Below are 25,415 nucleotides of genomic sequence, written 5' to 3' on the forward strand. Positions count from 1 at the left end.
CCTCCCACCGCAGCGCTACGGCACTGCCACGACGTCGCTCAGAGGTCGAGGCCGGTCAGGACCATGACCTTCTCGACGGTGTAGTCGTCCATCGCGTACTTGACGCCCTCACGGCCGACACCGGAGTCCTTGACGCCGCCGTACGGCATCTGGTCGGCGCGGTAGGACGGCGCGTCGCCGATGATCACACCGCCGACCTCCAGCTCCCGGTGGGCGCGGAAGGCGGTCTGCAGGTCGTGGGTGAACACACCCGCCTGGAGGCCGAACGCGGAGTCGTTGACCGCCGCGAAGGCCTCGTCCACGCCGTCCACCTTGTGCAGCGACAGCACCGGGCCGAACACCTCGGCCTTGGCCAGGATGGCGTCCCCGGGCAGGTCGGCCAGCACGGTTGGGGCGTAGGTCGCACCCTCGCGGGAGCCGCCGGTGAGCACCTTGGCGCCCTTGGCGACCGCGTCCTCGACCCAGGACTCGACGCGCTTCGCGGCGTTCTCGTCGATCAGCGGGCCGACGTCGGTCGCGTCGTCGCCCGGGTCACCGGTGACCTGCGCCTTGACCTTCGCGACGACCTTCTCCACCAGCGCGTCGTACACCGAGGCGTCGGCGATCACCCGCTGCACCGAGATGCACGACTGGCCGCCCTGGTAGTTCGCGAACATCGCGATCCGGGTGGCCGCCCAGTCCAGGTCGGCCTCCGAGGACCAGTCGGCGAGCACCACGGCCGCGGCGTTGCCGCCGAGCTCCAGGGTGCAGTGCTTGCGCGGCACCGAGTCCATGATCTGGTAGCCGACCTTGTCCGAACCGGTGAAGGAGATCACCGGCAGGCGCTCGTCCTGCACCAGGGCCGGCATCCGGTCGTTCGGCACGGTCAGGATCGACCAGGAGCCGACCGGCAGGTCGGTCTCGGCCAGGATCTCGCCCAGCACCATCGCCGACAGCGGGGTCGACGGAGCCGGCTTCAGGATGATCGGGGCACCGACCGCGATCGCCGGGGCGACCTTGTGGGCGACCAGGTTCAGCGGGAAGTTGAACGGGGCGATCCCGAGCACCACGCCGCGCGGGAAACGGCGCACCACCGCGAAGCGGCCCACGCCGCCCGGGTCGGTGTCCAGGCGCATGGTCTCGCCGTTGGTGCGACGCGCCTCCTCGGCGGCCCAGCGGAAGACCGACACCGCACGGCCGATCTCACCGCGGGCCCACTTGATCGGCTTGCCGTTCTCGGCGCTGACCAGCTGGGCGAGCTCCTCGGTGCGCTCGGCCAGCCGCTTGGCCACGTGGTCCAGGGCGGCGGCACGCTGGTGCGCCGGAGTCGCGGCGAACACCGGCAGCGCGGCGACGGCGGCGTCCAGCGCCTCCTCGACCTGGGCCTCGGTCGGGATGCTCACCCTGCCGACCAGACGGCCGTCCCAGCTGTTGTGCACCTCGAAGTCGGCGTCACCGCTCGCCCGGCGGCCGGCGAGCCAGAAATCGTACGTGGTGGTCACCGTGGTACCGGCCCTCTCCTCGTCTGTCCTACGGCCCACGGACGTGGGACCCGGATTTGAGGGTAGGCGGGGCGGCGCGCCGACCGGATTGGCCGACTAGGAGCGTTCGCCCCCGGGGCCACTCCACCACGTCCTACCGGGGCGCGGTCCGCGTCCCGCCGGAGCCTCGTCCGCCGCCCGCCGCCCGCCGCGTGAGCCGCCCGCCTCGTCCGCCGCGTGAACCGCCCGTGCCACCCCGTACGTCACTCCTCGCCGGAACGCAGCGCCAGCCACAGCTCCATCCGCACGTCCGTGTCGTCCAGCGAGCGCCCAAGCAGCTCCTCGACCCGGCGCATCCGGTAGCGCAGCGTGTGCCGGTGCACCCCCAGGTCCGCCGCCGCCGCGTCCCACTGGCCGTGCCGGGACAACCACGCCCGCAACGACGCCACCAGATCCCCGCGGGCCGTCCGGTCGTGCTCCCGCAACGGCCGCAGCAACCCCTCCGCGAAGGCCGTCACCGCGTCCTCGCCCAGCAGCGGCAGCAGCGACCCCGCGCCGACCTCCTCGTGGTCCACCGACCGGCGGCCGCCGCGCAACGCCACCGCCAACGCCCGCTCGGCCTGCGCGTGCGCCGTCCCGGCCTCCTCCAGCGCGGCCGGCGCCGAGACACCCAACGACAGGCCCTCGTGCTCCTCCACCGTGCCCAGACAAGCCCGGTGCACCGCGCCGTTGTCCAACGCCAGCACCATCAGCCGCTGCCCGTGCGCACCGTCCTCCCGCGCCACCAGCAGCTTCTCCCCCACCCGGGCGCCCGCCTGCTCGGCCCGGTCGCCCAGCTCCCCGAGCGCCTCCGCGGCATCCGCGTTCGCCGGCCCCGCCCCGGCCACCAGAACCCGTATCGTCCCCTCCGGCAGCCCCCCGAACAACCCCACCGCCACCTGGCGGGCCGTCGCCACCTCACCGGCCAGCACCATCCGCAGCAGCGCCGCGCCCATCCGCTCCTCGGCCTGCCGCAGCTCCCGCGACCGCTCCAGGGTGAGGGTCAGCAACGCCACCGCCGCGTTCAGCACATACCGCTCGGTCGGCGTGATCCGGTCCTCGGTCCCGACCGCCAGGAAGCCCCGGGCCCGCCGGTCCGCCCCCAGCGACTGGACCACCACGTAGTCCTCGTCCGCCGTGTCTATCCCCGGCGCGCGCCCCTGCAACGCCGCACTCGACGGCGCCGGCCGCCGACGCAGCCGGTCCACCTCCGCCGCCAGCCGCCCCGCCCGGCGCGCCGCCCAGTCCGGCGCCACCACCGACAACGCGCCCGACCCGTCGTACAGCGCCGCCCAACCACCCAGCCGGGCCGCCAGCCGACGCACCACCGCCGTCGTACCGTCCTTGCCGAGCGCCGCCCGGGTCAGCTCCTCCTGCGCCTCGAAGCTGGTCGTCACCGCCTCGTACTGCTCCGCGGCCAGCGCCGCCGACACCACCTTGCTGATCGCGATGAACGGCGTCGGCTCCGGCACCCGCAACAGCGGCAGCCCCCGCTGCGCCGCCGCCTCCACCAGCGGCTGCGGCACCTCCGTGTGCGACAACCCCACCCCCAGCCCCAGCCCGACCACCCCCGCGTCGGCCAACCGGTGCACATACGCCTGCAACTGCGCCGCCGTACGGCCCAGCTTGATACCGGTGGTGAGCAGCAGCTCGCCACCCTCCAGGAACGGCGTCGGATCGTCCAGCTCACTGGTGTGCACCCAGCGGACCGGACGTTCCAGGTGATCCGCACCGGCGAGAACCGTCAGATGGAGCGACGTGTTACGGACGACGGAGGCGAGTGTGGGGGGCATGGCACCTTCGAAGGATCGACCTGACCGCGCCGTTGCGGCCGGGCGAGGAGAGGGACGTGGGACTGGTGAGGGTCTCTCCCCTTCATTATGGACGCCCCGGACAACCCGCACTGCCGAATCCACCTCGAAGGCGACTTCCCCGGCAGCCCGCCGTCAACCCCGGAGATCCACCAGCAACGGCGGCACCTGCTCCCCCGACACCGCCGTCAACGACACCACCGCATGCCCCGCCGGCAGCGCGTGCGCCAGATCCGACGGCGACCACCGCAGCCGCTCCACATCCCGCGTCGTCACCGACTCCGTCTGCGCCGTCGTCCCCGACAACGCCTTCCGCCCGACCCGCCCGGCCCGCCGTATCACCCCACCGGAGGTGTCGGGGGTGTGGGTGACCGCGGTCTCCTGCACCAGGTGCGTCCCCCAGGCCTCCGAGAACAGCTTCCCGTCCCACGGCGCGATCCCCGGGAACGCCATCCGGCAGCCGACCGCGCCGAACAGCGGAGCCCGCAGCGCCTCCGGCAGGTCCACCAGCGTCCGCAGCAACAGCACCGCGCCCGCGTTCGCCCCGCGCATCCGCTGCAGGCCGCGCACCGCGGTGGCGTCCAGCGCCGCCGAGGCGTCGTCCACCACCAGGCCCGCGAACAGCGAACGGTCCTCGCGGGCCCCGGCCGCCTGCACGAACTGCCCCACCACCAGCCGGGACAGCATCCGCGCCGCCTCCGGGTGACTCCGCTCGGGCAACTTCACCCGCACCCGCAGCGGATGGTCCAGCACCCGCATCGCGAACGGGGGCCGACCGGTTCCGTCGGTCGCGAAGGCCCCGTCGAAGGCGGGCCGCTCCAACAGCGCCAGCCGGTCCGCCAGCAGCGCCCCGGGGTCGTCCGCCCGGTCGCGCTGCCGCTCCCGGTGCTCCAGGTCCCGCTCGTGGACGGCCAGCCGGCCGACCACCCCGAGCGCCTTCACCAGGGGCGCCAGCACATCCGGCTCACCCGCCAGCAGCGCCCGCAGCTCCCGCACCCCCGGGTAGCGGCCGTACGCCGCGTGGAACGGGCCCACCACCTGCTGCAACACGGTCCGGGCGTGCTCCGCGCGGGCGGTCAGCTCGTCCGGCAGCAACGCCTCGGCCAGCCGGGCGGCCGCCTCGTCGGGGTCCCGTGCGGCGCCGTAGAGGTCCAGCCCGTACAGCGAGGACGGATCACCGGGCGCGATCACCACGTCGTACCAGTCGTCCGGGCCGAGATCGGCGTCCGCCGCCCCGACCACCACCGCACAGGCCGTACCCGACAACGCCTGCAGGCACAACGCCTCCGCCACCGGCCGGGCCAGCCGCGCCGTCTTCCCCGTACCGGCCGGGCCCACCGCCAGCAGCGACGTGCCCAGCACCGCCGGGTCCAGCGCGAAACCGGCCGCCCGGTGGCCCAACGGGTTCTTCGGGACGTCCTGCGCGGTGCCCAGCCGGACCTGGCCGAGCAGCAGATCGTGCCGCTCGGCACGGCCGGGCAGCTCGCGCGACTCGGAAGGATGGGCGAAGGCCGCCGCACCGCGGGAAGCCACCTGCTCGGCGAAGGCGGGCACGAACACCGGGTCCGCCTGGGCGGACTCCCAGGCACGCCGGATCCGCACGTAGTCGACGTCCCCCACGGCCTCACCGTCCAGCCGGGCCGCTGCCCCGACCGCACCGCCCCGGCGCAGCCCGTCCCACGGATCCTGCCCCCGCACACCCTCGGCCGCCCCCGGGGCGTCCTCCTCGACGGGCCGCTCCTGCGTCACCGTGCGCGACAGCAGCGGAGTGACGTAGCGGCGCCACACCTCGGGCCAGCGGCCCATCCGGCCGAAGACCTTGATGACGATGCCCATCACCAGGACGTTCAGCGTGAGGACCACCGAGGTCGCGACGAAGGCCGATTTCGACGGAAGTATTCCGATCACCGTCGCCCCGTCCGTAGCGAACTCAACGCCGTAGACGAAAGCCAGCCACCCCACCAGCGCATTCAGCCCCGCCCGCAGCAGCAGCGGCCAGGTGGCCACCTTGGCCGCCTCCGCCCGCTCCGGGTCGAGGCGACGGTAGCCGAGCCGGTAGACGCCCGGTTCGGCGTCGGGGCGCGGGGCGCAGGCCCAGGCGGCGAGGTCGAAGGGGGCGGTGCCCCCGCCGGGGCGTTGGTGGGGCAAGGGGCTCGGGGGGCTGGTGGTGGTGTGCTCGCCGTGGTGGTGTGCCCCGTCCTGTGCCATGTACGGCCCCGCTCCCTCGCCCGCCCGCCCGGCCCGACCGCCGTCGGTGCCGCCATACCCATGCCGCCGTACCGGCGACACGCCCGCGCTCAGGGTAGTGGAGCGTGGCCTGCGGGCAGTCGTGCCGCCCGCGCTGGCCGTGCCGGACAAGTCGGACGGCGCACTGCTACCGAGTGGCGCGTGCCCGGGTGGGGAGGGCGGCCGTAGCCTGCGAAGCACCGAGCCGAGAAGTCTGGAGAAACCCCATGAGCGCCGCAACGCCGCTCCCGCAGGAGCGCCGCCTGGTCACCGCGATCCCCGGTCCGAAGTCGCAGGAGCTGCACGCCCGCAAGCTGGGTGCGGTGGCGGCCGGTGTCGGCACCACCCTGCCGGTGTACGTGTCCCGTGCCAACGGCGGCGTGCTGGAGGACGTGGACGGCAACTCGCTGATCGACTTCGGTTCCGGCATCGCCGTGACGAACGTCGGCAACAGCGCCGAGGCCGTGGTGGCCCGGACGACCGAGCAGTTGGGCAACTTCACGCACACCTGTTTCATGGTGACCCCGTACGAGGGTTACGTGGCGGTTGCCGAGCAGCTGAACGAGCTGACCCCGGGTGACCACGAGAAGCGCACCGCGCTGTTCAACTCGGGTTCCGAGGCCGTCGAGAACGCGGTGAAGATCGCCCGTGCCTACACCAAGCGCCAGGCCATCGTGGTGTTCGACCACGGTTACCACGGCCGCACCAACCTGACCCTGGCGCTGACGGCGAAGAACATGCCGTACAAGCAGGGCTTCGGTCCGTTCGCCCCCGAGGTCTACCGGGTGCCGGTCGCCTACCCGTACCGCTGGCTGACCGGTGCGGAGAACGCCGCCGCCGAGGCCGCGGCCCAGGCGATCGACGCGATCAACAAGCAGATCGGTGCCGAGAACGTCGCCGCGATCATCATCGAGCCGATCCAGGGCGAGGGCGGCTTCATCGAGCCGGCCAAGGGCTTCCTGCCGGCGATCGTGGAGTTCGCGAAGGCGAACGGCATCGTGTTCGTCGCGGACGAGATCCAGACCGGTTTCTGCCGCACCGGCCAGTGGTTCGCGTGCGAGGACGAGGGCATCGTCCCGGACCTGATCACCACCGCGAAGGGCATCGCCGGCGGTCTGCCGCTGTCCGCGCTGACCGGCCGCGCCGAGATCATGGACGCCGCGCAGACCGGTGGTCTGGGTGGCACCTACGGTGGCAACCCGGTGGCCTGCGCCGCCGCACTGGGCGCCATCGAGACCATGAAGGAGCTGGACCTCAACGGCAAGGCGCAGCGGATCGGCGAGATCATGCTGGGCCGCCTGCGGGCCATGCAGGAGAAGTACGAGATCATCGGTGAGGTCCGCGGCCGCGGTGCGATGATCGCCGTCGAGCTGGTGCTGCCGGGCGGCAAGGAGCCGAACGCGGCGGCCACCGCGGCCATCGCCAAGGCCTGCCACGCCGAGGGCCTGGTCGTGCTGACCGCCGGCACCTACGGCAACGTGCTGCGCTTCCTGCCGCCGCTGGTCATGCCGGAGCACCTGCTGACCGAGGGCCTGGACATCCTGGAGGGTGCGTTCGCCGCCCTCTGAGCGGTGTCGCCCGTCAGGTCGTGAACCCCCCGCCGGAGGGTTGTCCGGACAGCGCTGAACGGCCCGTGGGGACCTCTTGGTCCGCACGGGCCGTTCGGTTTCCGGCGTGCCGCGCGGGCGGTCCGGGCATGATCGACGGGGTGCCCCGGAGGTGGCCCGGCGCGGGGTGAAGATGATGTGCGGAATCGCTGAAGGCGCTCGGCGCGGAAAGGCTGTTGACGTAGTGTCATCGCAGATGGACAGCGAGCCTCAGCCGTTGGCGCGGCCGTCCGCGGGGCCCCTTCCGGGGCCGGTCGCGCGGGTGCCGCACGAGGACGACCAGGCCGGCCCGGGAGGGTCGGCGCCCACCGAAGGCCGATCGACCGACCGTCCGACCCACACCCCCCGGGGCGCGCGGAACGGCGATCATCAGAGCCGCCCCGGAGCTCTCCCCCCTGCTCCGGGGCGGCTGTCCGCCGTTCCGGGCCGGGTGGCGCGGTCGGTGGCGGTGCCGGTGGTCGCGGCGGTGCTGCTGGTGGTGGTGTCCTGGCAGGTCGCGGCGGAGGGGCCGCTGCTCGGCGTGGACCGCTGGGTCCGCCGGGCGGTCCGTTCGGCCCATCGGGACTTCCCGAACGCCTTGCTCGACCGGCTCGGTCTCCTCCTGTCGGACCTGGGCAGCAGCGTTCCGGCGGTCCCGGTGCTGCTGCTGGCCGGTGCTCTGGCCGCGTGGCTCGGGCGCCGGGCCGGGGCCGGGCGCTGGTGGCTGCCGCTGCCGGTGGCGGCGCTGACGGCGGTGCTGATCCCGTTGCTGGTGGTCCCGGCGAAGTCGGCCTTCGCCCGGCCGGGTCCGCTCGGGGAGCCGCTGGCGGCGGGCCAGTGGGGCTGGTACCCGTCCGGGCACACCGCGACCGCGACGGTCGCGTACGGGGTGGCGGCGCTGCTGCTGGCCCGGGTGGCGGGGCCGCGCGCCGTCCGGGGGTTGACGGCGGGTGCGGTGCTGTTGTCGCTCGGGGTGGGCGCGGGGCTGGTGTGGAGCGATTTCCACTGGCTGCTGGACGTGGTGGCGAGCTGGTGCCTGGCCGTCCTGGTGCTGTGGGCGTTCGCCCGGTGGCTGCCCCGGCCGGGTTCCGGGGGGCGTCAGGCCTCGGGGGCCTCTTCGTTGCGGTGAACGAGGCCGGGCTCGCCGTTGTCCCGGTGCCATGCGATGACGAGTTCGTCGCGGGCGCCGAAGCGGACCAGGTGGCGGCCGACGACGTCCTCCAGGCCGGGCAGGTTCTCGCGCTCGCCCTCGACGGTGAGCAGCAGCGCGTCGGGCTGTGCCTCCAGGGTGGCGGTGCCGGCGCCGAAGACCATCGTGCCGCGGCCGGTCTCCTCCGAGTAGACGGCCTCGATCTTGCGCCCCATGTGGGCGGTGAGCTGCTTGGCGTAACGGCCCGGGCGGTCGGTGGCGACGCGGGCTTCGGAGCGGGGCATGGGTCCTCCAAGGTCGGGGAGGGGAACTTAGGGTCCCCTCACTCGGGGCAACGCTAACCCAGATACTGAGCTAAGCTCAACATATTTCCGCGATCACCCTCCGCCGCCGGCCGCGGGCCCCGGACCGACGGCTACCCTTGGGCGGACGCCAGCCGAGGAGACCGCCGATGACCACCACGCCGACCGACGAACCGGCGGACCCCTCCTCCGGCCCCCGGTCCGGCACCCCGGACACCGCCGCCGAACTGGCCGACGCGATGACCAGGGCGATCAAGCGGATCCGCCGTCAGACCGGCTGGCGGCTGGAGCCGTACGGCATCACCCCCGGCCAGGCCCGGGCGCTGCGCACGCTCGCCCACGTCCCCGGCTGCGAGACGCCGGACCACGCGATGCGGCTGAGCGACCTCGCCGACAAGCTGCACATCGCCCCGCGCTCGGCGACCACCGTGGTCGACGCGCTGGAGGAGGCCGGCCTGGTCGAGCGCAGCCCCGACCCGGCCGACCGGCGGGCGGTGCGGATCCTGCTGACCGAGGCCGGCCGGGCGGCGGTGGAGCGGATCGGGCAGGTCCGGGACGAGGTGGCGCAGGAGTACTTCGGCGAGGTCAGCCCCGCCGACGAGGAGGTGCTGCTGCGGGTGCTGCGCTCGGCCGAGGCCCGCTTCCTCGAAGCCGGGCCACCACGCCGGTAGCGGCCCCCGGCCGCAGCGCGGTGATCCCGATCCCGGCGATCACCAGCAGCGCGGCCGCGGCGGCGGTCGGGCTGATCCGCTCGCCCAGCAGCAGCCAGGCCGAGGACATCCCGAACACCGGGACCAGCAGCGAGTAGGGCGCGACGGCGGTCGCGTCGTAGGTGCGCAGCAGGAAGCTCCAGGCGACGAAGCCGAACAGGGTGGAGACCAGCCCGACGTAGCCGATCGCGCCCAGTCCGGCCGGGGTGATCCCGCGCAGGGCGCGCAGGTCCGCGTCGGGCCCCTCGACCAGCAGGGACAGGCCCAGCAGCGGCAGCGGCGGGACGGCGCTGACCCAGACCATCCAGCGCAGGGCGTCCGGCGGCGCGGCCCTGCGGGTCAGCACGTTGGCCAGGCCCCAGGCGAGGGCGGCCAGGACGACCAGGGCGAAGGCCCCGAGCGGTCCGCCCGCGCCCTGGTCCCAGGCGCTCAGCGCGATGCCGGCGAAGGCGACCGCCAGGCCCGCCAGCCGCTGCCGGCCGGGGCGCTCGCGCAGCAGTAGGGCGGCGAACAGCGCGGTGAAGCCGGCCTGCCCCTGGAGCACCAGGGAGGAGAGTCCGGCCGGCATCCCGGCGTGCATGCCGAGGAAGAGCAGCCCGAACTTGACCACCCCGAGGACCACGCCGACCGCCACCACCCAGCGCCGGGCGACCCTGGGCGGGCCGACGAAGAAGACCGCCGGCACCGCGACGGCGGCGAACCGCAGGGCACAGAAGAGCAGTGGCGGGAAGCTGTCCAGGCCGATGTGGATCAGGACGAAGTTGAGGCCCCAGACGGCGGCCACCAGGACGGCCAGGGCGATGTGGCGCGGGCTCATGCCGCCCGGACCGCCGTTGCCACTCGTGCCACTCGTGCTGCCGGTGCTGCCCGTGCTGGTGCGGCCGCTCGGGGCGGCGGCGGTTGTCGCGGTCATGGGTCGAGCATGGCGACCCCGGACCGTGTAGCACCAGCGATGAATACTGAAGCGGACACTTTAGGATCACTGCATGATGGATCTGGGGCGCCTGCGGGCGCTGCACGCGGTGGCGGTGCACGGCTCGGTCGGCGGGGCGGCGGCCGCGCTCGGCTTCACCCCCTCGGCGGTCTCGCAGCAGATCGCCAAGCTGGAGCGGGAGACCCGCACGGTGCTGCTGGAACGGCAGGGCCGTGGCGTGGTGCTGACCGACGCGGCGCGCGAGCTGGCCGTCACCGCGCGGACCGTGCTGGGGCTGGTGGAGCAGGCCGAGGTGCGGCTGGAGGAGCAGCGCGGCCGGGCCGTCGGGCGGCTGCTGGTGGCCGCGTTCCCGTCCGGTGCCCGCGGACTGATGCCCGGGGCGCTGGCCGATCTGCGGCGGCGCTGCCCGGAGCTGGACGTCCGGCTGCTGGAGCGCGACCCCTACCCGGCGGCCGAACTGGTGGCCCGGGGCGAGGTGGACCTGGCACTGGTGCAGGACTGGCCGACCGTGCCGCTGCCGGTGCAGGAGGGGGTCTCCCGGATGGACCTCGGCACGGACCCGGTGGACCTGCTGCTGCCCGCCGACGACGATCTGGCCGCGCTCGACCCGGTGCCGGTGGAGCGGCTGTGCGGGCAGCGCTGGATCAGCGTGCCGCCGGGCAACATCTGCCACGACTGGCTGGTCCGCACGCTGCGCGAGGCCGGCGAGGAGCCGGACGTGCGCTACCAGGTCGGGGAGTTCGAGACGCAGATCGCCCTGGTCGCGGCCGGTCTGGGCATGGGTCTGGTGCCCAGGCTCGGACGGGGCCCGCTGCCGCCCGGGGTGGCGGTCCGCCGGGTGGCGCCGGAGCCCGGCCGCCGGGTGTTCGCGCTCTGGCGCTCCCAGGCCTCCCGGCGTCCGGCCATCACCGAGGCGCTGGCCTCGATGCGGGAGTGCTGGGGGCGGCTTCCGGCCTGAGGGCCGCCGTGTTCGAGGGCATCGCGGGGGCCCGGGGCCTCGTACGGGCCTCGTGCGGGCCTCGTACGGGCCTCGTGCGGGCCTCGTACGGGCCTCGTACGGGCCTCAGCCGGCGAAGCCGATCACCAGCCACATGAAGCCGACCCCGGCCACGGTGCAGAGCAGGGTGGTGCGCGAGGGGTGCGGGCTGTGCGCCTCGGGGAGGATGTCCGAGGTCGCCAGGTAGAGCAGGAAGCCGGAGAAGAAGCCCAGGTAGAGGCCGAGCAGGTGCGCCGGGATGGTGAACGCCAGGGTGATCGCCGCGCCGGACACCGGGGCCAGTGCGTCGGCGGCGAGCAGGGTCAGCGCCCGCCTCCGGTTGTTCCCGTACAGCCGGGTGATCGTGTACGTGTTGAAGCCGTCGGCGAAGTCGTGCGCGACCACCGCGATGGCCACCACCGTGCCGACCGTGGTGCCGGCCTGGAAGGCGGCGCCGATCGCGAAGCCGTCCATGACGCTGTGCCCGACCAGGGCCAGTGCGGCGGTCATCCCGACGCCCTGGTGCCCGACGGAGCGGGTGTGCCCGTGCTGGTGGCCGTGGGAGTGCGCGGCGTACTCGCCCTCGTGGCCGCGGTGGATGGCGACCGCGCGCTCGATCACGTGGATGGTGAGGAAGCCGGCCGCGAACATCAGCAGCGCCTGCGGGACGCCGTGCAGTTCGTTCGGGGCCTGGTGGATCGCCTCGGGCAGCAGGTCGAAGGCGACGACGCCGAGCATCAGACCGGCGGCGAAGCCGAGCACCAGGTGGCGGCGGTCGCGGGTGCGCTGGGCCACGAAGCCGCCGACGAGGGTCATCAGGAACGCCGCGGCGGCGACCAGTACCGCGGTCATCGGGCCGACTCCGTCCCGGGTCCGGCCTGGTGGCCGGGGCCTTCACCGGGTGGTCCGCCGAGCGTTCTGCCCATTCCTCTCCCCCTGGGATCCGCCCGTGACCGGGCCGACCGCCGACCGTACCGGACGCCCGTTCGACGGCGATCACCCGGGGTGCCGGGCCCGACCGGGAGCCGTGCCCCCAGCCTCGGCCCGGGCCCGCTCGGGCGCCCCCCGGATGGGCCGCCGGTTGGGCTGTCGGAGTGAGGCCGCCCCGCCGGGGCGAGGGGCCCGTCAGCCGCCGGTGGCGAGCGGCAGGCCGAGGTGGGTGTGGGCGAGTTCGCGGACGCCGTCGCCGTCGATCAGGTGGATGTGACGGTGGCTCTCCTCGGCGGTGAGGTCCAGCACCTCCTCGGTGAAGCGGCCGGTGGTCAGCCGCAGCCCGCGCTCGGCGGACTCCTCCCCGACCGCCTCGGCCAGGGTCTCGATCTGCTCGGCGCCGACCGACGCGGTGTCCCGGGAGGCCCAGACCACCCAGCGGCCGGGCAGCGCGGTCCCGGGCGCGCCCTCGCCGGTGGCGACCAGCCCGGCCGGGCCGCGCAGCCGGACGCTCCACTGCGCGATCCCGCCCCTGGTCAGCAGGTCCCGCACCAGCTGGGCGAACTCGTTGGCGGACAGGTCGGAGGCGGCCGGCACGGTGGCCCCGGCCCGGGCGGCCGGCTGGACACCGGCCCGGTCGTACGGGTCCGGGGTGACGGCGGCGCCGAGCTGGCGCAGCCGCACCAGGGCCTCGTCCTGCTCGGCGTCGGCGTAGACGCCCTCGTCGTCGCGTTCCTCGTACGGGGTGCCCGGCGGCAGCAGCCGGGTGCGGGCCAGTGCGTCGCGGTCGGCGTCCACGCTGACCAGGCAGAGCGGCTCGGCCGCGGCGGGGTCGCGCAGCCAGCCGTTGAGGACGACGCCGGCGAGTATCTCGTCGGTGTCGACGGCGTCGGCGGCCTGGAGGGCGCGCAGGGCGAGCCGGGCGACCAGCCGCAGGTAGTCGGTGGCCCGGTCCGCGGGCGGGCGCGGCACCGGGCGGATGTCGCCGTCCGGGTCGAGCCGGTAGCCGGTGAGCGAGGGCACCAGGTCGAGCGGCGGCAGGTCGAGGTCCAGCACGGCGGTGCGGGTGAGCGGGCGGAAGACCGCCCGGCAGGGGGCGGGCAGGTCCTGGGTGGCGGTCTCGGCGGCGGCCAGCGCCCGTTCCAGCAGCGATTCCACCGCGGCCGGTTCGGCCAGCCGGTAGGCCCGCCGGCATTCCTCCAGGCTCTCGTTGTACTCGCGCACGGCGCGGGCCCGGGCCTCCTCGGCCGCCTCGTGGGCGCGCCGGGACTCGTCGGCGGCCGGGCTTCCGGCCTCGGCCCGGCGGGTGCGCCACTCGCGCAGGGCGCGCTGGTGGGTGAGCCGGGCCTGGGCCAGCTCGCGCTGGTAGCCGGAGTCGAGCAGCCGGCGGGAGGGGCCGCTGTCCGGGTCGGCCGCGGGCGGCTCGGCGGGAGCGTAGTCCTCCCAGCGGGGCTCGGAGTCCTCGGCCGCGGCGGGACCGTCGGCCGGGTAGGGGCGGGGCTGGTAGTGGCGCAGCTGACTCTCGAAGTCCATGGCCGAGACGGGCAGCGCGGCCCGTCGCAGCAAGTCGGCCAGCCGGTCGTGCTCGGCCTGGACGGTGCGGGTGCGGTGGTGGGTCAGGGCGGCGGCCCGGGCGTGCGCCGCCACGGCCTCGTCCTGGTCGGCCTCGGCGGGGCCGGACTGGCCGGAGTGGCCGGTTCCGTGGTCGGCTCGGCCGGGGCCGACGGGGTCCGGGTCGGACGGACCGGCACCGGTTGGACCGCGACCTGCCGGATCGCCACCTGCCGGGCCGTCGCCGGACGGACCGTCACCGGCCGTGCCCCCACCGGGGCGGCCGGCGGCGGCGTCGCCCGGCTCCTGCTCCTCCTCGGCTCCGAGGTCGCGGAAGACCGAGGCGAGGAAGCCCGGCCGGGGGAACTGGACGGTGGCGGTTCCGTCGGACTGGCCGTCTGCTGGGTACTGCATCGGTCGTCGTTCCCCCATGCTCGTCCGGCGCCTGCCCGGGGCGATCGGCGAACCTGTGGACCCGCCGCTGCCGGACATTGTCCCCCGAACGGACGCAGCGGTCAGCCAAGCCGCTCAGTTGGTCCGGGTGTTGGTGAGGTGCAGGCCGATGTAGCCGACGTAGATCCGGCCGCTGCCGGAGCAGTCGTCCAGGTAGTGCAGCCGGGGCGCGGTGCGGCCGCCGCCGATCCGCAGGTGCGCGCCCATGAACGCGCGCCGGGAGGAGTCGACGCATTCCGGCACCGGCAGCATCCGCTCGCGCTTCCACTTGGTGTGGCTGAACACCGTCCTGGACTCCCCGCGGACCGCCTTGCGGGGCGGGAAGCGGTGGCAGCCCTCGGGGGTTCGCTCGCACCACTGTTTGAAGTCCCCGCCGGCCGCGCCGCGGACGGCCGCCTCGGCGTACTCCTGGAGGGCGGTCAGCCCGTCCCAGGCGAGCCGGGCCCAGCCCGCGCCGGCGCACTGCAGCTCGTCCAGGGCGAGCGCGTTCTTCTGGTCCCCGGTGAAGGTCACCAGCGGGAACTCGCCCAGTCTGGCCATGAGTTCGGAGAAGGTCTCGGGCGTGCCCCGGTGGTCGTGGAGCTGGGCGACGGAGTGCGGCCCGACGACCGGACCACTGCCCGGTGCGACGCAGTGGCGTCCGGTCAGGGCGCGGGTTCCGGAGCGGAGGCGGCCCTCCCGGATGTCCCGGCCGTCGCGGCCCTCCCGGCCCTGGCCCCGTTCCCGGTGCTCGCGGCGTTCCAGGCGCAGGGTGTGCCGGACCCGCTCCAGCTCGTCGGCCCGGGCCTGCTGCTCCGCGCGGTCCTGCTGCTCCTCGCGGACGAGCGCGGCCAGGCCGTCGCCCTGGTCCGGGGCGGCCCGTTCGGCGACCTGTTCGCAGGCCTGCCCGATGACGTGCCCAGCCGTCCGCCCGGCCTGCTCGGATGCCCGCTCGACGGTCTGCTCCGCGGTCTGCTCGGCGAACTGCTGGGCGGACCGCTCGGCGGGCTCGCGGAGCTGCGGCGGCGGGACGCGCAGCACCGGGACGGCCGCGAGCGGCGGTGGCAGCGGCTGCTCCGCGGCCAGGCGGCGCGGCTCGCGGGCGAGCAGCCCGGCGGCGCGGCGCAGGTCCTCTTCTATTCGGCCCCGGGCGAGCACCGGATGTCGGGCGCTGTCCTGCCGGGAGGCCGGGTCGACCTCGGGCAGGTAGGTGCGCACCGCTCCGCCGTAGACGGTGTGGTACTCCAGCGCGACGTTGAACCCGGTGCGGGCGCCGGGGTCCAGCACGTAGGTGGTGGCGAGGCCGGGCAGCTGCTGGCAGAGCGGGGCCACCACGTCCTCCACCCAGCGGTCGAGCGGGAGGTTCACCGGGACGCTGGCCACCACCGTGGGCAGCCTGCGCTCGGGGTCGCACAGCTCGTCGATCAGGGCGTCGACCTCGTCGGCCGTGATCACCCGGGGGGTGGAGCGGACGGCGGACGGGCCGTCGGTGGCGTCGAGCAGCGGGAGGAGCGAGCGGGCGAGTTCGGGCACCGGCACCCGGCACGGGGTGCGCACACCGCTGCCGGTGCTGTGTGTCTCGGCCTCCAGCCGGACCCAGGTGGGGCCGTCCGCCGCGGTGGCCACGGTGAGGGTGAGCTGCTGGGTGCCGTGCGGGGCCGGGGTGCGCAGGCGGCGGCGGTCGTAGCGGCCGGCGCCCGGGCCCTCGCGCAGCGGGCCCAGGTCGCGGTCGAGCAGGACGCGCTCGCCCAGGCGGAGGCGCTCGGCGGTGGGAGCCGGTTCGGCGCTCTGCCCGACGGGGGCGCGGTGGGCCGGTGGGGGCTCCTCGTAGCCCTCCTGCTTCAGCCAGGAGGCCAGCTGTTCGTCGGCCAGGGCGACGGCCTCGGCGTGCCCGAGGAGCGTGGTGACCGTCATCCGGTAGGGCGTCGCGGGACCGCGGGGGCCGGGCAGGTCGGCGGCGGCGTGCGCGCGGACGCGGTTCGGGGCGGGGCGGTTCGCGATCGGGTGGTTCGAGGTCGGGTGGTACGAAGTCGGACGGTTCGAGGTCGGGCGGCTGGAGATCGGGTTCGTCGCGGACAGGGGATTCGAGGTCGAACGGTCTGAGGTCATGCGCATACCTCCGCGGTGCGGGGTCGGGTCCTGTGTCCTCCATCGACGGTTTCGTCCGGTTCTGCCGGAACCTTGCCCAGGAAACGCCACGGCCCGGAGCGGAAGTTCCAACTCCGGGCAACGACACTACGTTCGGGTGAATCTGCTCAAGCGTTCTTCCGCGTGGCGCAAGGCCTGGGCTACCGGAAACGGCCGGTCACGGGCCGTCCGACGAGCCGTCCCGCGGATCGTCCGTCCCCCGGGACCCACGAGGTGCCACCCGCCCCGCGGCCGGACCGCTGCCGCTCGGAGCGGCACCGCTCAGACCGGCACCTCGACATAGGTGCGGCCGGCCGGGACCGCCACCGCGGTACCGCCGGTCGCCTCCGCCAGCCAGGTGTGGAACTCCGCCACGTCCGGCTCCGGCACGCCCACCTCGATCCGCACCCCGGTGGCCTCGTAGGCCAGATCGCTCACCGTGTACCCGGCCGCCCGCAGGTCGTTCTCCACCCGCCCGGCCCGGACGTGGTCCACCGTCACCGCGAGCAGCGCGACCGGCCGCCGCTCCAGCAGGCCGATCCCGTCCACCGCCGCCGAGACCGCGTTGCCGTACGCCCGCACCAGGCCGCCCGCACCGAGCTTGATCCCGCCGAAGTACCGGGTGACCACGGCGACGGTGTCGGTCAGCCCGCGCCGGCGCAGCACCTCCAGCATCGGCACCCCGGCCGTGCCGCCGGGTTCGCCGTCGTCGCTGGAGCGCTCGCGGCGCTGCTCGTCGCCGACCACGAAGGCGGTGCAGTTGTGCCGGGCGTCCCAGTACTGCTTGCGGATGCCGGCGATGAACGCCTGCGCCTCCTCCTCGTCGGCGACCCGGGCGAGGTGACAGATGAACCGGGACTTCTTGATCTCGGTCTCGTGGCTGCCGGCCCGCCGGATGGTGAGGTACGGCCTGGCGGTGGGCTCCGGCGTGGCGGACATGGCGGGGAGGTCCTCCCGAGGACGGCGAAGGCTGACGGCGCCCGCCCCGGGACACCGGGGCGGCACCGCCAGCCTAGTTGGCGCACGACGGGAGGACCGGCGGCCGGCGGCCGGCCACGGGCCGCCGACGGGTCAGCGCCCGGCCAGGGCGTTCAGCCGCGCGCGGTCCAGACCGGTCAGCGCGGTGACCTCGGCGAGGTCGACGGCGCCGCAGTCCAGGCCGCGCAGCAGGTAGCCGCTCAGCGCCCGGGCGGTGGCAGGCTCGTCCATCACGTCACCGCCCGCCTTCGCGACGTACGCGGCCAGTCGGGCGGCTGCGACCGCCAGGCCCTCGCGGTAGAAGGAGTAGACCGCGACGTAGCGGGTGGGCAGGTGCGCCGGGTGCATGTCCCAGCCCTGGTAGTACGCGCGGGCCAGCGAGCGGCGGACCAGGCCGTGGTGGAGCTTCCAGGCGGCGTGCACCTGCTCGGTGGAACCGGTCGGGACGACGTTGGTCGAGCCGTCGGAGAGCCGGACCCCGGTGCCCGCGGCCGCCACCTGCATGACCGCCTTGGCGTGGTCGGCGACCGGGTGGTCCATGCTCTGGTGGGCCGCGCTGACGCCGCAGGCGGCACTGTAGTCGAAGGTCCCGTAGTGCAGGCCGGTGGCGCGTCCCTCGGCGGCCTCGATCATCCGGGCGACGGTGGCCCGGCCGTCCGGGCCGAGGATCGCCTGGGTGGTCTCGATCTGGATCTCGAAGCCGATCCGGCCGACGGGCAGCCCGGCCCGGCGCTCGAAGTCCTCCAGCAGCCGGACCAGCGCGGTGACCTGCTCGGCGTAGGTCACCTTCGGCAGGGTCAGGACCAGGCCCTCCGGCAGCCCTCCGCGGGCCAGCAGGGTGGCCAGGAACAGCTCCAGGGTGCGGATGCCGCGGGCCCGGACGGCGGCCTCCATGCACTTGATCCGGATGCCGAGGTACGGCGGGGCGCCGCCCCCGGCCACCGCGGCGGCGACCAGCCCGGCGGCGCGGACGGCGGCCGCGTCCTCCTCGGCGTCGGGGCGGGGGCCGTAGCCGTCCTCGAAGTCGATCCGCAGGTCCTCGATCGGCTCGCGCTCCAGCTTGGCGCGGACCCGGGCGTGCACGTCGGCGAGCAGTTCGTCGTCCGCGACGCCGAGGGCGCGGGCCAGTTCGGCGGGGGTGGCGGCGTGCCGGTCGAAGGCCTCCAGGGCCCGGCGGCCCCACTCCCGCACGGTGTCGGCACCGAAGGCGTCGGCCGGGACGTAGACGGTGTGCACCGGCTGCCTGGTCCCGGGTTCGCCCGGGTAACGGCGTGCCAGATCGGCGTCGACGGGGGCGAGCAGCGCCTCCACGGCGGCGCGGGCCGCGGTGGAGAAGGAGGCCGCGTCCGTCGGCCCGTTTCCGTCGACCCCGACCCGTGTCATCCGCACTCCTCCATGCCGAACCAGCGCTTCAACAGTTTGTTGAGGCGAAGGTAGCTCCGGCGGGTACGGGCGTCAATGGCCGCCCCGGCACCGGACGGTGGCGGCCGCGGTCAGTCCCTCCCGGCGGCGGCGTAGCGCTCGTTCAGCTCCGGGTACAGGTCGGCGACCTCCTTGGGGTGGACCGAACCGTCCGGACCCTTGCCGGTGACGCCGAACTCCCTGGTCAGCCAGTCGGCGAGGCGCTGGGGGTCGGGCTGGTGGCCGTAGCTGTCCATGTAGGAGACGAGCGCCTCGTAGGCGAGGTCCGGGTCGAGGCGCGCGGGCACCGGAGCAACCGCGCGCTGCTCGGCGTGGACCGGCTGCTCGGCGTGGACGCGCTCCTCGGCCGGGACCTGCTGCTCGTGCTCGGCGGGCTGCTCAAGCTGGTCGGACTGCTCGGGCTGCCGCTGCGAGCCGGCCGCGTGCTGGGCCTGCGGACCGGGCTCGGGCTCGGGGGCGGAGGTGGAGGCGGTGGCGGCGAGGGCGGTGGGCTCCTCGGCGACCGGGCGCGGGGGCTTGAACCAGGGCGAGGCCTGACCGGGCACCCGCCCACCCGGAGCGGCGTCCGCCGGGTGGCCGGTGGTGCGGACCGGGCGCTCGGTCCAGACGTTCAGCTCCTCGCCGCGCGGCTGCGAGACGGCGTCCGCCACCTCGTCCGGCTCCTGGGCGGCCCGCAGCCGGACGGCGGCCAGCTTCGCGAGCATCGGCGCGGCGACCTCGGCGGACAACGGCGCGACGGCCGCGGGTGCCTGTGCCTGTGCAGCAGCCTGTTCGGGCTGAGCCTGCTGAACCTGCTGGACCTGCGGAGCGGCCTGCTGGACGGCCTGCGGCTCCTGCTGCGAGGGTTGCGGCTGTTGGGGCTGCTGCGGCTGCTGGGCCTGAGCCTCGGCAACCGGGGCGATGGCCGCGGCGGCGCGGTTCTCCTGGCCGGGTATCCCCTGCGCCTCCTGCTCCGGCAGTGCCTCCGGGACCTCGCGCACACGGCCCTCGTCATCCAGCCGGTCGAGCAGCGCCGGGTCCAGCGGCACGCCGAACTTGGCGAGCTTGAGCGGCAGCAGCGCCTGGATCGGCGCCGAGCGGCGCCAGCCGCGGCCGTACCGGAAACGCAGCTGCGCCCGGTAGACCAGACGGTTCTGTTCCAGTCGGATGACCTCGTCGTAGGAGCGGAGCTCCCAGAGCTTCATCCGCCGCCAGAGCCGGAAGGTCGGCACCGGCGAGAGGAGCCAGCGCATCACCCGGACCGACTCCATGTGGCGGTCCGCCGTGATCGCCGCTATTCGGCCGACCGCGTGCCGCGAGGCCTCGACCACGACGACGAAGAGCACCGGAATGACCGCGTGCATCCCCATGCCGAGCGGGTCGCCCCAGGACGCGGCCGCGTTGAAGGCGATGGTGGCGACGGTCAGCAGCCACGCGGTCTGCCGCAGCATCGGGAAGGGTATCCGCAGCCAGGTCAGCACCAGGTCGAGCGCGAGGAGCACGACGATGCCGGCGTCCACGCCGATCGGGAAGGCGTAGGAGAAGGCGCCGAAGCCCTTCTCCTCGGCCAGCTCGCGCACCGCGTTGTACGAGCCCGCGAAGCCGATGCCCGAAATGATGCAGGCACCGGCCGCGACCAGGCCGAGCAGGCCACGATGGGCCTTGGTGAGCGTTGGGCGTGCCATTACGTCTATCAACCCCTGGATGTCGGCCGCTGGCGTACAGTGCCTCGGCTGCCGGGTCCCGTTGGTCGGGCCGCCGGACGGCTGAGCAGCCTCCGGGCTCGGCCCACCGGAGTTTACTCGTACGCGTGTTTAAGCGTTCCCACAGCCTGGGGTGTCACAGTGCGGCGCCGAACGCCGGCCCGGCACCGTGAGGATCGGCGCCGGGGGCCGGCCGGACCGTCAGCGGGTCTGCCTCGCCGTGCCGTTGAGGTAGGCCAGTACGGCCAGCACCCGGCGGTTGGCGTCCTCGTCCGGGGCGAGGTCGAGCTTGCCGAAGATGTTGGCGATGTGCTTGGCCACCGCACCGTCGCTCACCGACAGCCGGGCGGCGATCGCCGAGTTGGAACAGCCCTCGGCCATCAGTTCCAGCACCTCGCGCTCCCGCGGGGACAGCCGCAGCAACGGACCGGGCCTGCGCGCGGTGGTCTCCATCAGCTTGGCGATCACGTCCGGGTCCATCGCCGTGCCGCCGGCCGCCACCCGGCGGACCGCGTCGATGAACTGCCCGGCGTTGAACACCCGGTCCTTCAGCAGGTAGCCGATCCCCCCGGTGCCGTCGGCCAGCAACTCCCGCGCGTAGAGCTGCTGGACGTGCTGCGACAGCACCAGCACCGGCAGGCCCTGGATCTCCCGCCGTGCCTTGAGCGCGGCCTGCAGGCCTTCGTCGGTGAGCGTCGGGGGCAGCCGGACGTCGACCACGGCCACGTCCGGCCGGTGGGTCAGAAGCGCCTCCAGCAGCTCGGGACCGGTCTCCACTGCCGCGGCGATGGTGAAGCCGTGCGCTTCCAGCAGCCGGATCAGGCCCTCGCGAAGGAGGTAGAGGTCCTCGGCGAGGACAACTCGCACGGCAACTCCAAGGTGATGGTGGTGGGTCCGCCCGACGTGCTGTCGATGGAGAGGACACCGTCGAAGGTACCCAATCGCTTCTCGATACCACGCAGTCCGGTACCCCGCGAAGGGTCCGCCACCCCCACCCCGTCGTCCGTCACCGTGATCCGCAGGAGGCCGGCCCGGTAGAGGATGTCCACCCAGACCTGCTCCGCCTCCGAGTGCTTGGCCGCGTTGGCCAGCAGCTCGCAGATGCTGAAGTACACGGCGGCCTCCACCGGCGCCGGCGGACGGTCCGGCAGGCTCACGCACACCTCGGTCGGCAGCGCGCTGTCCAGCGCGAGGGCCCGGACGGCATCGCCGAGTCCGCGCTCGGCGAGCACCGGCGGGTGGATGCCGCGCACCAGGTCCCGCAGCTCCTGGAGGGCCCGGGCCGAGGACTGGCGAGCCTCGGCCAGGAGCTCCCGCGCGGCCCCCTGGTCGGTGTCCATCAGGTGCTCGATGGTGCCCAGCGTCATCCCTATCGCGACCAGTCGCGCCTGGGCGCCGTCGTGCAGGTCCCGCTCGATCCGTCGCAGCTCGGCCGCCTGGCTGCCCGCCGCGTCCGCCCGCGTCTCGGTCAACTCGACGACCCGCCTGGTCAGCTGGGCCCGCGTCGCCCGGCCGTCCTGGTCCAGCACCCGGCGGGCGGCCTCCGCGTACATCCGCACCGCGAACGGGGCCAGGAGTATGCCGCCGACGACCATGGCGGCTCCGAGCACGACGCTCAGCAGCATGGACGCCATCCGGCCGCTCAGCGGGCCGAAGTCGTCCGCCGGCACCTGCGAGGACAGGGCGTAGGCGACGCCCAGCCCGAGCAGGACGGCCACCGGGCCGGCCAGGGCCACCACGAGGAACGGGTTCACCAGCAGCCAGAGCAGCTCGCCGCGGGTGGTCCGGTCCCGCAGGCCCCAGTGGACGATCTGCGCGTACTTCGCCACCGTCCGCGACCGGTGGTAGGTGTAGCCCGTCCACCAGTGCCCCCGGCCGTCCAACTCCAGCTCCGGCCAGGGCTCGTAGACCGCCGGCAGCCGTATGCCGAACCAGCGCTCAAACTGGCCGCGGGTGCGGTTCGCAGTACGGCGGACGCTGGCTGCGGCCACCACACCACCGGCGGCCACTGCCACCAGAAGCGCGAGGAAGAGCCCCAGGTCGTACGACTGCAGGAGCCGGGCGGTTATCGCCCCCGAGAAGATCGCCGCGCCCACCGGCAGCACCACCCCCGGCACCGCCGCCAACACCACCACACCGAGCCGCGCCAGCCCCTCACCGCCGGCCTTGAAGGCCGCCTGGGCCTGAGCACGTACGGACGCGCCGCTCGTACGACTCACTGTTGTCACGGGAAGCTCCTGATGCCGGTACCGATCGTCCTCCATCAGTCTTCACGAACCGTCCAGCACCCACACTGGCCATGGCACCCCAATCCCGAGGTGGACCTAGGACCACCTGCGAGTGGAGGAAGTGACACCGACCGATGAGACAGTCCGGAAATGCGAAGAACCCCCATCCGGATCCCGGATGGGGGTTCTTCTGAATAATTGTTCGGCGGCGTCCTACTCTCCCACAGGGTCCCCCCTGCAGTACCATCGGCGCTGTAAGGCTTAGCTTCCGGGTTCGGAATGTAACCGGGCGTTTCCCTCACGCTATGACCACCGAAACACTATGAAACTGTCACCGCACACCCGACAGGATTCGGGCGGGTCGTTGTTTCAGAACAACACAGTGGACGCGAGCAACTGAGGACAAGCCCTCGGCCTATTAGTACCGGTCAACTCCACCCCTCACAGGGCTTCCATATCCGGCCTATCAACCCAGTCGTCTACTGGGAGCCTTACCCTCTCAAGGAGGTGGGAGTGCTCATCTCGAAGCAGGCTTCCCGCTTAGATGCTTTCAGCGGTTATCCCTCCCGAACGTAGCCAACCAGCCATGCCCTTGGCAGGACAACTGGCACACCAGAGGTTCGTCCGTCCCGGTCCTCTCGTACTAGGGACAGCCCTTCTCAACACTCCTACGCGCACAGCGGATAGGGACCGAACTGTCTCACGACGTTCTAAACCCAGCTCGCGTACCGCTTTAATGGGCGAACAGCCCAACCCTTGGGACCTACTCCAGCCCCAGGATGCGACGAGCCGACATCGAGGTGCCAAACCATCCCGTCGATATGGACTCTTGGGGAAGATCAGCCTGTTATCCCCGGGGTACCTTTTATCCGTTGAGCGACGGCGCTTCCACAAGCCACCGCCGGATCACTAGTCCCTACTTTCGTACCTGCTCGACCCGTCAGTCTCACAGTCAAGCTCCCTTGTGCACTTACACTCAACACCTGATTGCCAACCAGGCTGAGGGAACCTTTGGGCGCCTCCGTTACCCTTTAGGAGGCAACCGCCCCAGTTAAACTACCCACCAGACACTGTCCCTGATCCGGATCACGGACCCAGGTTAGACATCCAGCACGACCAGAGTGGTATTTCAACGACGACTCCACCAAGACTGGCGTCAAGGCTTCAAAGTCTCCCACCTATCCTACACAAGCCGAACCGAACACCAATATCAAGCTATAGTAAAGGTCCCGGGGTCTTTCCGTCCTGCTGCGCGAAACGAGCATCTTTACTCGTAATGCAATTTCACCGGGCCTATGGTTGAGACAGTCGAGAAGTCGTTACGCCATTCGTGCAGGTCGGAACTTACCCGACAAGGAATTTCGCTACCTTAGGATGGTTATAGTTACCACCGCCGTTTACTGGCGCTTAAGTTCTCAGCTTCGCCCGGACGAATCCAAGCTAACCGGTCCCCTTAACGTTCCAGCACCGGGCAGGCGTCAGTCCGTATACATCGCCTTACGGCTTCGCACGGACCTGTGTTTTTAGTAAACAGTCGCTTCTCGCTGGTCTCTGCGGCCACCCCCAGCTCGGAGTGCAAGACTCGTCACCAGGAATGGCCCCCCTTCTCCCGAAGTTACGGGGGCATTTTGCCGAGTTCCTTAACCATAGTTCACCCGAACGCCTCGGTATTCTCTACCTGACCACCTGAGTCGGTTTGGGGTACGGGCCGCCATGAAACTCGCTAGAGGCTTTTCTCGACAGCATAGGATCATCCACTTCACCACAATCGGCTCGGCATCAGGTCTCAGCCTCAATGAGTGACGGATTTGCCTATCACTCGGCCTACACCCTTACCCCGGGACAACCACCGCCCGGGCTGGACTACCTTCCTGCGTCACCCCATCGCTCACCTACTACCCCGTTGGGTCACCGGCTCCACCACTTCCCTTTGCCCGAAGGCTCCGGGACGGCTTCACGGGCTTAGCATCAAGAGGTTCAGCGTTGGCGCTTCAAAGCGGGTACGGGAATATCAACCCGTTGTCCATCGACTACGCCTGTCGGCCTCGCCTTAGGTCCCGACTTACCCTGGGCAGATCAGCTTGACCCAGGAACCCTTGGTCAATCGGCGCAAGAGTTTCTCACTCTTGTATCGCTACTCATGCCTGCATTCTCACTCGTATACCGTCCACGACTGGTTTCCACCGCCGCTTCACCCGGCACACGACGCTCCCCTACCCATCACAGCAGGCGTTGGCCCTATATGCTGCAATGACACGACTTCGGTGATGTGCTTGAGCCCCGCTACATTGTCGGCGCGGAATCACTTGACCAGTGAGCTATTACGCACTCTTTCAAGGGTGGCTGCTTCTAAGCCAACCTCCTGGTTGTCTCTGCGACTCCACATCCTTTCCCACTTAGCACACGCTTAGGGACCTTAGTCGGTGTTCTGGGCTGTTTCCCTCTCGACCATGGAGCTTATCCCCCACAGTCTCACTGCCACGCTCTCACTTACCGGCATTCGGAGTTTGGCTAAGGTCAGTAACCCGGTAAGGCCCATCGCCTATCCAGTGCTCTACCTCCGGCAAGAAACACGTGACGCTGCACCTAAATGCATTTCGGGGAGAACCAGCTATCACGGAGTTTGATTGGCCTTTCACCCCTAACCACAGGTCATCCCCCAGGTTTTCAACCCTGGTGGGTTCGGTCCTCCACACGGTCTTACCCGCGCTTCAACCTGCCCATGGCTAGATCACTCCGCTTCGGGTCTTGGGCATGCAACTCAACCGCCCTATTCGGACTCGCTTTCGCTACGGCTACCCCACACGGGTTAACCTCGCTACACACCGCAAACTCGCAGGCTCATTCTTCAAAAGGCACGCAGTCACGGCC

The 25,415-nt window shown here is 72.5% G+C and carries 17 protein-coding genes and 2 rRNA genes; 4 read left to right on the forward strand and 15 right to left on the reverse strand.

The genetic code is table 11. The features are described from left to right. Window positions 1-38: 38 nt before the first annotated feature. From ACFVHV_RS14655 to ACFVHV_RS14665, 3 genes are all read right to left on the reverse strand, one after another. The gene (locus ACFVHV_RS14655; RefSeq protein WP_380351410.1) at window positions 39-1,481 is read right to left on the reverse strand and encodes an aldehyde dehydrogenase family protein; all 1,443 of its coding nucleotides are present in this window, start codon (window positions 1,479-1,481) and stop codon (window positions 39-41) included. A 242-nt stretch (window positions 1,482-1,723) separates the two neighbouring features. Beyond that, a complete protein-coding gene (locus tag ACFVHV_RS14660) occupies window positions 1,724-3,292 on the reverse strand; it encodes a PucR family transcriptional regulator (protein WP_380351411.1) in 1,569 nt (522 codons plus the stop codon). A 153-nt stretch (window positions 3,293-3,445) separates the two neighbouring features. After that, window positions 3,446-5,518: an ATP-binding protein gene (locus ACFVHV_RS14665; protein WP_380351413.1), complete on the reverse strand. Its 2,073-nt coding sequence runs from the start codon at window positions 5,516-5,518 to the stop codon at window positions 3,446-3,448. 245 nt (window positions 5,519-5,763) lie between these two features. On the opposite strand from ACFVHV_RS14665, the gene gabT reads away from it, so the two are divergent. Both gabT and ACFVHV_RS14675 read left to right on the forward strand, forming a co-directional pair. Further along, complete coding sequence (gene gabT / locus ACFVHV_RS14670) at window positions 5,764-7,104, forward strand: 4-aminobutyrate--2-oxoglutarate transaminase (RefSeq protein ID WP_359909189.1); 1,341 nt, start codon at window positions 5,764-5,766, stop codon at window positions 7,102-7,104. Between the two features lie 481 nt (window positions 7,105-7,585). Next, the gene (locus ACFVHV_RS14675; protein ID WP_359909192.1) at window positions 7,586-8,251 is read left to right on the forward strand and encodes a phosphatase PAP2 family protein; all 666 of its coding nucleotides are present in this window, start codon (window positions 7,586-7,588) and stop codon (window positions 8,249-8,251) included. On the opposite strand, the gene ACFVHV_RS14680 is transcribed toward ACFVHV_RS14675, so the two are convergent. Then, window positions 8,221-8,556, reverse strand: a complete 336-nt coding sequence (locus ACFVHV_RS14680; protein WP_359909195.1) for a DUF2218 domain-containing protein — start codon at window positions 8,554-8,556, stop codon at window positions 8,221-8,223. The genes ACFVHV_RS14675 and ACFVHV_RS14680 overlap by 31 nt on opposite strands. 167 nt (window positions 8,557-8,723) lie before the next feature. Between ACFVHV_RS14680 and ACFVHV_RS14685 the strand changes: the two genes are divergently transcribed. After that, window positions 8,724-9,245 carry a MarR family transcriptional regulator gene (locus tag ACFVHV_RS14685; protein WP_359909198.1) on the forward strand — a complete coding sequence of 174 codons (522 nt, stop codon included), beginning with the start codon at window positions 8,724-8,726 and terminating at the stop codon, window positions 9,243-9,245. On the opposite strand, the gene ACFVHV_RS14690 is transcribed toward ACFVHV_RS14685, so the two are convergent. Further along, window positions 9,160-10,101 carry an EamA family transporter gene (locus ACFVHV_RS14690; RefSeq protein ID WP_359909228.1) on the reverse strand — a complete coding sequence of 314 codons (942 nt, stop codon included), beginning with the start codon at window positions 10,099-10,101 and terminating at the stop codon, window positions 9,160-9,162. The two genes, ACFVHV_RS14685 and ACFVHV_RS14690, sit on opposite strands and share 86 nt — an antisense overlap. Window positions 10,102-10,270: 169 nt before the next feature. Between ACFVHV_RS14690 and ACFVHV_RS14695 the strand changes: the two genes are divergently transcribed. Continuing rightward, entirely contained in the window at window positions 10,271-11,176 is a 906-nt protein-coding gene (locus ACFVHV_RS14695) for a LysR family transcriptional regulator (RefSeq protein ID WP_359909201.1), read from the forward strand. A 105-nt stretch (window positions 11,177-11,281) separates the two neighbouring features. Here ACFVHV_RS14695 and ACFVHV_RS14700 read toward each other — a convergent pair whose 3' ends face one another. The 10 genes from ACFVHV_RS14700 to ACFVHV_RS14745 form a co-directional block, all read right to left on the reverse strand. Beyond that, on the reverse strand, window positions 11,282-12,046 hold the full coding sequence (locus ACFVHV_RS14700; protein ID WP_359909204.1) for a ZIP family metal transporter: 765 nt from the start codon (window positions 12,044-12,046) through the stop codon (window positions 11,282-11,284). A gap of 273 nt (window positions 12,047-12,319) precedes the next feature. Beyond that, complete coding sequence (locus ACFVHV_RS14705) at window positions 12,320-14,089, reverse strand: restriction endonuclease (protein WP_380351415.1); 1,770 nt, start codon at window positions 14,087-14,089, stop codon at window positions 12,320-12,322. 114 nt (window positions 14,090-14,203) lie between these two features. Further along, window positions 14,204-16,216, reverse strand: coding sequence for a hypothetical protein (locus ACFVHV_RS14710; protein WP_380351417.1), 2,013 nt, complete (start codon window positions 16,214-16,216; stop codon window positions 14,204-14,206). Between the two features lie 300 nt (window positions 16,217-16,516). Then, window positions 16,517-17,173, reverse strand: coding sequence for a YigZ family protein (locus tag ACFVHV_RS14715; RefSeq protein ID WP_359909213.1), 657 nt, complete (start codon window positions 17,171-17,173; stop codon window positions 16,517-16,519). A gap of 132 nt (window positions 17,174-17,305) precedes the next feature. Beyond that, window positions 17,306-18,595 carry a DUF6986 family protein gene (locus ACFVHV_RS14720; RefSeq protein WP_380351419.1) on the reverse strand — a complete coding sequence of 430 codons (1,290 nt, stop codon included), beginning with the start codon at window positions 18,593-18,595 and terminating at the stop codon, window positions 17,306-17,308. A gap of 110 nt (window positions 18,596-18,705) precedes the next feature. Beyond that, window positions 18,706-20,298: a DUF2637 domain-containing protein gene (locus ACFVHV_RS14725; protein ID WP_380351420.1), complete on the reverse strand. Its 1,593-nt coding sequence runs from the start codon at window positions 20,296-20,298 to the stop codon at window positions 18,706-18,708. 219 nt (window positions 20,299-20,517) lie between these two features. Beyond that, on the reverse strand, window positions 20,518-21,183 hold the full coding sequence (locus ACFVHV_RS14730; RefSeq protein ID WP_359909220.1) for a response regulator transcription factor: 666 nt from the start codon (window positions 21,181-21,183) through the stop codon (window positions 20,518-20,520). Then, complete coding sequence (locus tag ACFVHV_RS14735; RefSeq protein ID WP_359909222.1) at window positions 21,135-22,544, reverse strand: histidine kinase; 1,410 nt, start codon at window positions 22,542-22,544, stop codon at window positions 21,135-21,137. Before ACFVHV_RS14735 ends, ACFVHV_RS14730 begins: the two co-directional genes overlap by 49 nt. 200 nt (window positions 22,545-22,744) lie before the next feature. Beyond that, window positions 22,745-22,861 (reverse strand): 5S ribosomal RNA (gene rrf / locus ACFVHV_RS14740). An 81-nt stretch (window positions 22,862-22,942) separates the two neighbouring features. After that, window positions 22,943-25,415 (reverse strand): 23S ribosomal RNA (locus ACFVHV_RS14745); the annotation flags it as partial.

Source organism: Kitasatospora sp. NPDC127116, assembly GCF_042677365.1.
Taxonomy (GTDB): Bacteria; Actinomycetota; Actinomycetes; order Streptomycetales; family Streptomycetaceae; genus Kitasatospora; species Kitasatospora lactacystinica.

Coding starts and splice junctions, on each gene's coding strand:
- ACFVHV_RS14710 (WP_380351417.1), bottom strand. CDS start 16,216: ATGACCTCAGACCGTTCGACCTCGAATCCCCTGTCCGCGACGAACCCG.
- ACFVHV_RS14700 (WP_359909204.1), bottom strand. CDS start 12,046: ATGACCGCGGTACTGGTCGCCGCCGCGGCGTTCCTGATGACCCTCGTC.
- ACFVHV_RS14705 (WP_380351415.1), bottom strand. CDS start 14,089: ATGCAGTACCCAGCAGACGGCCAGTCCGACGGAACCGCCACCGTCCAG.
- ACFVHV_RS14720 (WP_380351419.1), bottom strand. CDS start 18,595: ATGACACGGGTCGGGGTCGACGGAAACGGGCCGACGGACGCGGCCTCC.
- ACFVHV_RS14695 (WP_359909201.1), top strand. CDS start 10,271: ATGATGGATCTGGGGCGCCTGCGGGCGCTGCACGCGGTGGCGGTGCAC.
- ACFVHV_RS14665 (WP_380351413.1), bottom strand. CDS start 5,518: ATGGCACAGGACGGGGCACACCACCACGGCGAGCACACCACCACCAGC.
- ACFVHV_RS14715 (WP_359909213.1), bottom strand. CDS start 17,173: ATGTCCGCCACGCCGGAGCCCACCGCCAGGCCGTACCTCACCATCCGG.
- ACFVHV_RS14680 (WP_359909195.1), bottom strand. CDS start 8,556: ATGCCCCGCTCCGAAGCCCGCGTCGCCACCGACCGCCCGGGCCGTTAC.
- ACFVHV_RS14690 (WP_359909228.1), bottom strand. CDS start 10,101: ATGAGCCCGCGCCACATCGCCCTGGCCGTCCTGGTGGCCGCCGTCTGG.
- ACFVHV_RS14685 (WP_359909198.1), top strand. CDS start 8,724: ATGACCACCACGCCGACCGACGAACCGGCGGACCCCTCCTCCGGCCCC.
- gabT (WP_359909189.1), top strand. CDS start 5,764: ATGAGCGCCGCAACGCCGCTCCCGCAGGAGCGCCGCCTGGTCACCGCG.
- ACFVHV_RS14660 (WP_380351411.1), bottom strand. CDS start 3,292: ATGCCCCCCACACTCGCCTCCGTCGTCCGTAACACGTCGCTCCATCTG.
- ACFVHV_RS14725 (WP_380351420.1), bottom strand. CDS start 20,298: ATGGCACGCCCAACGCTCACCAAGGCCCATCGTGGCCTGCTCGGCCTG.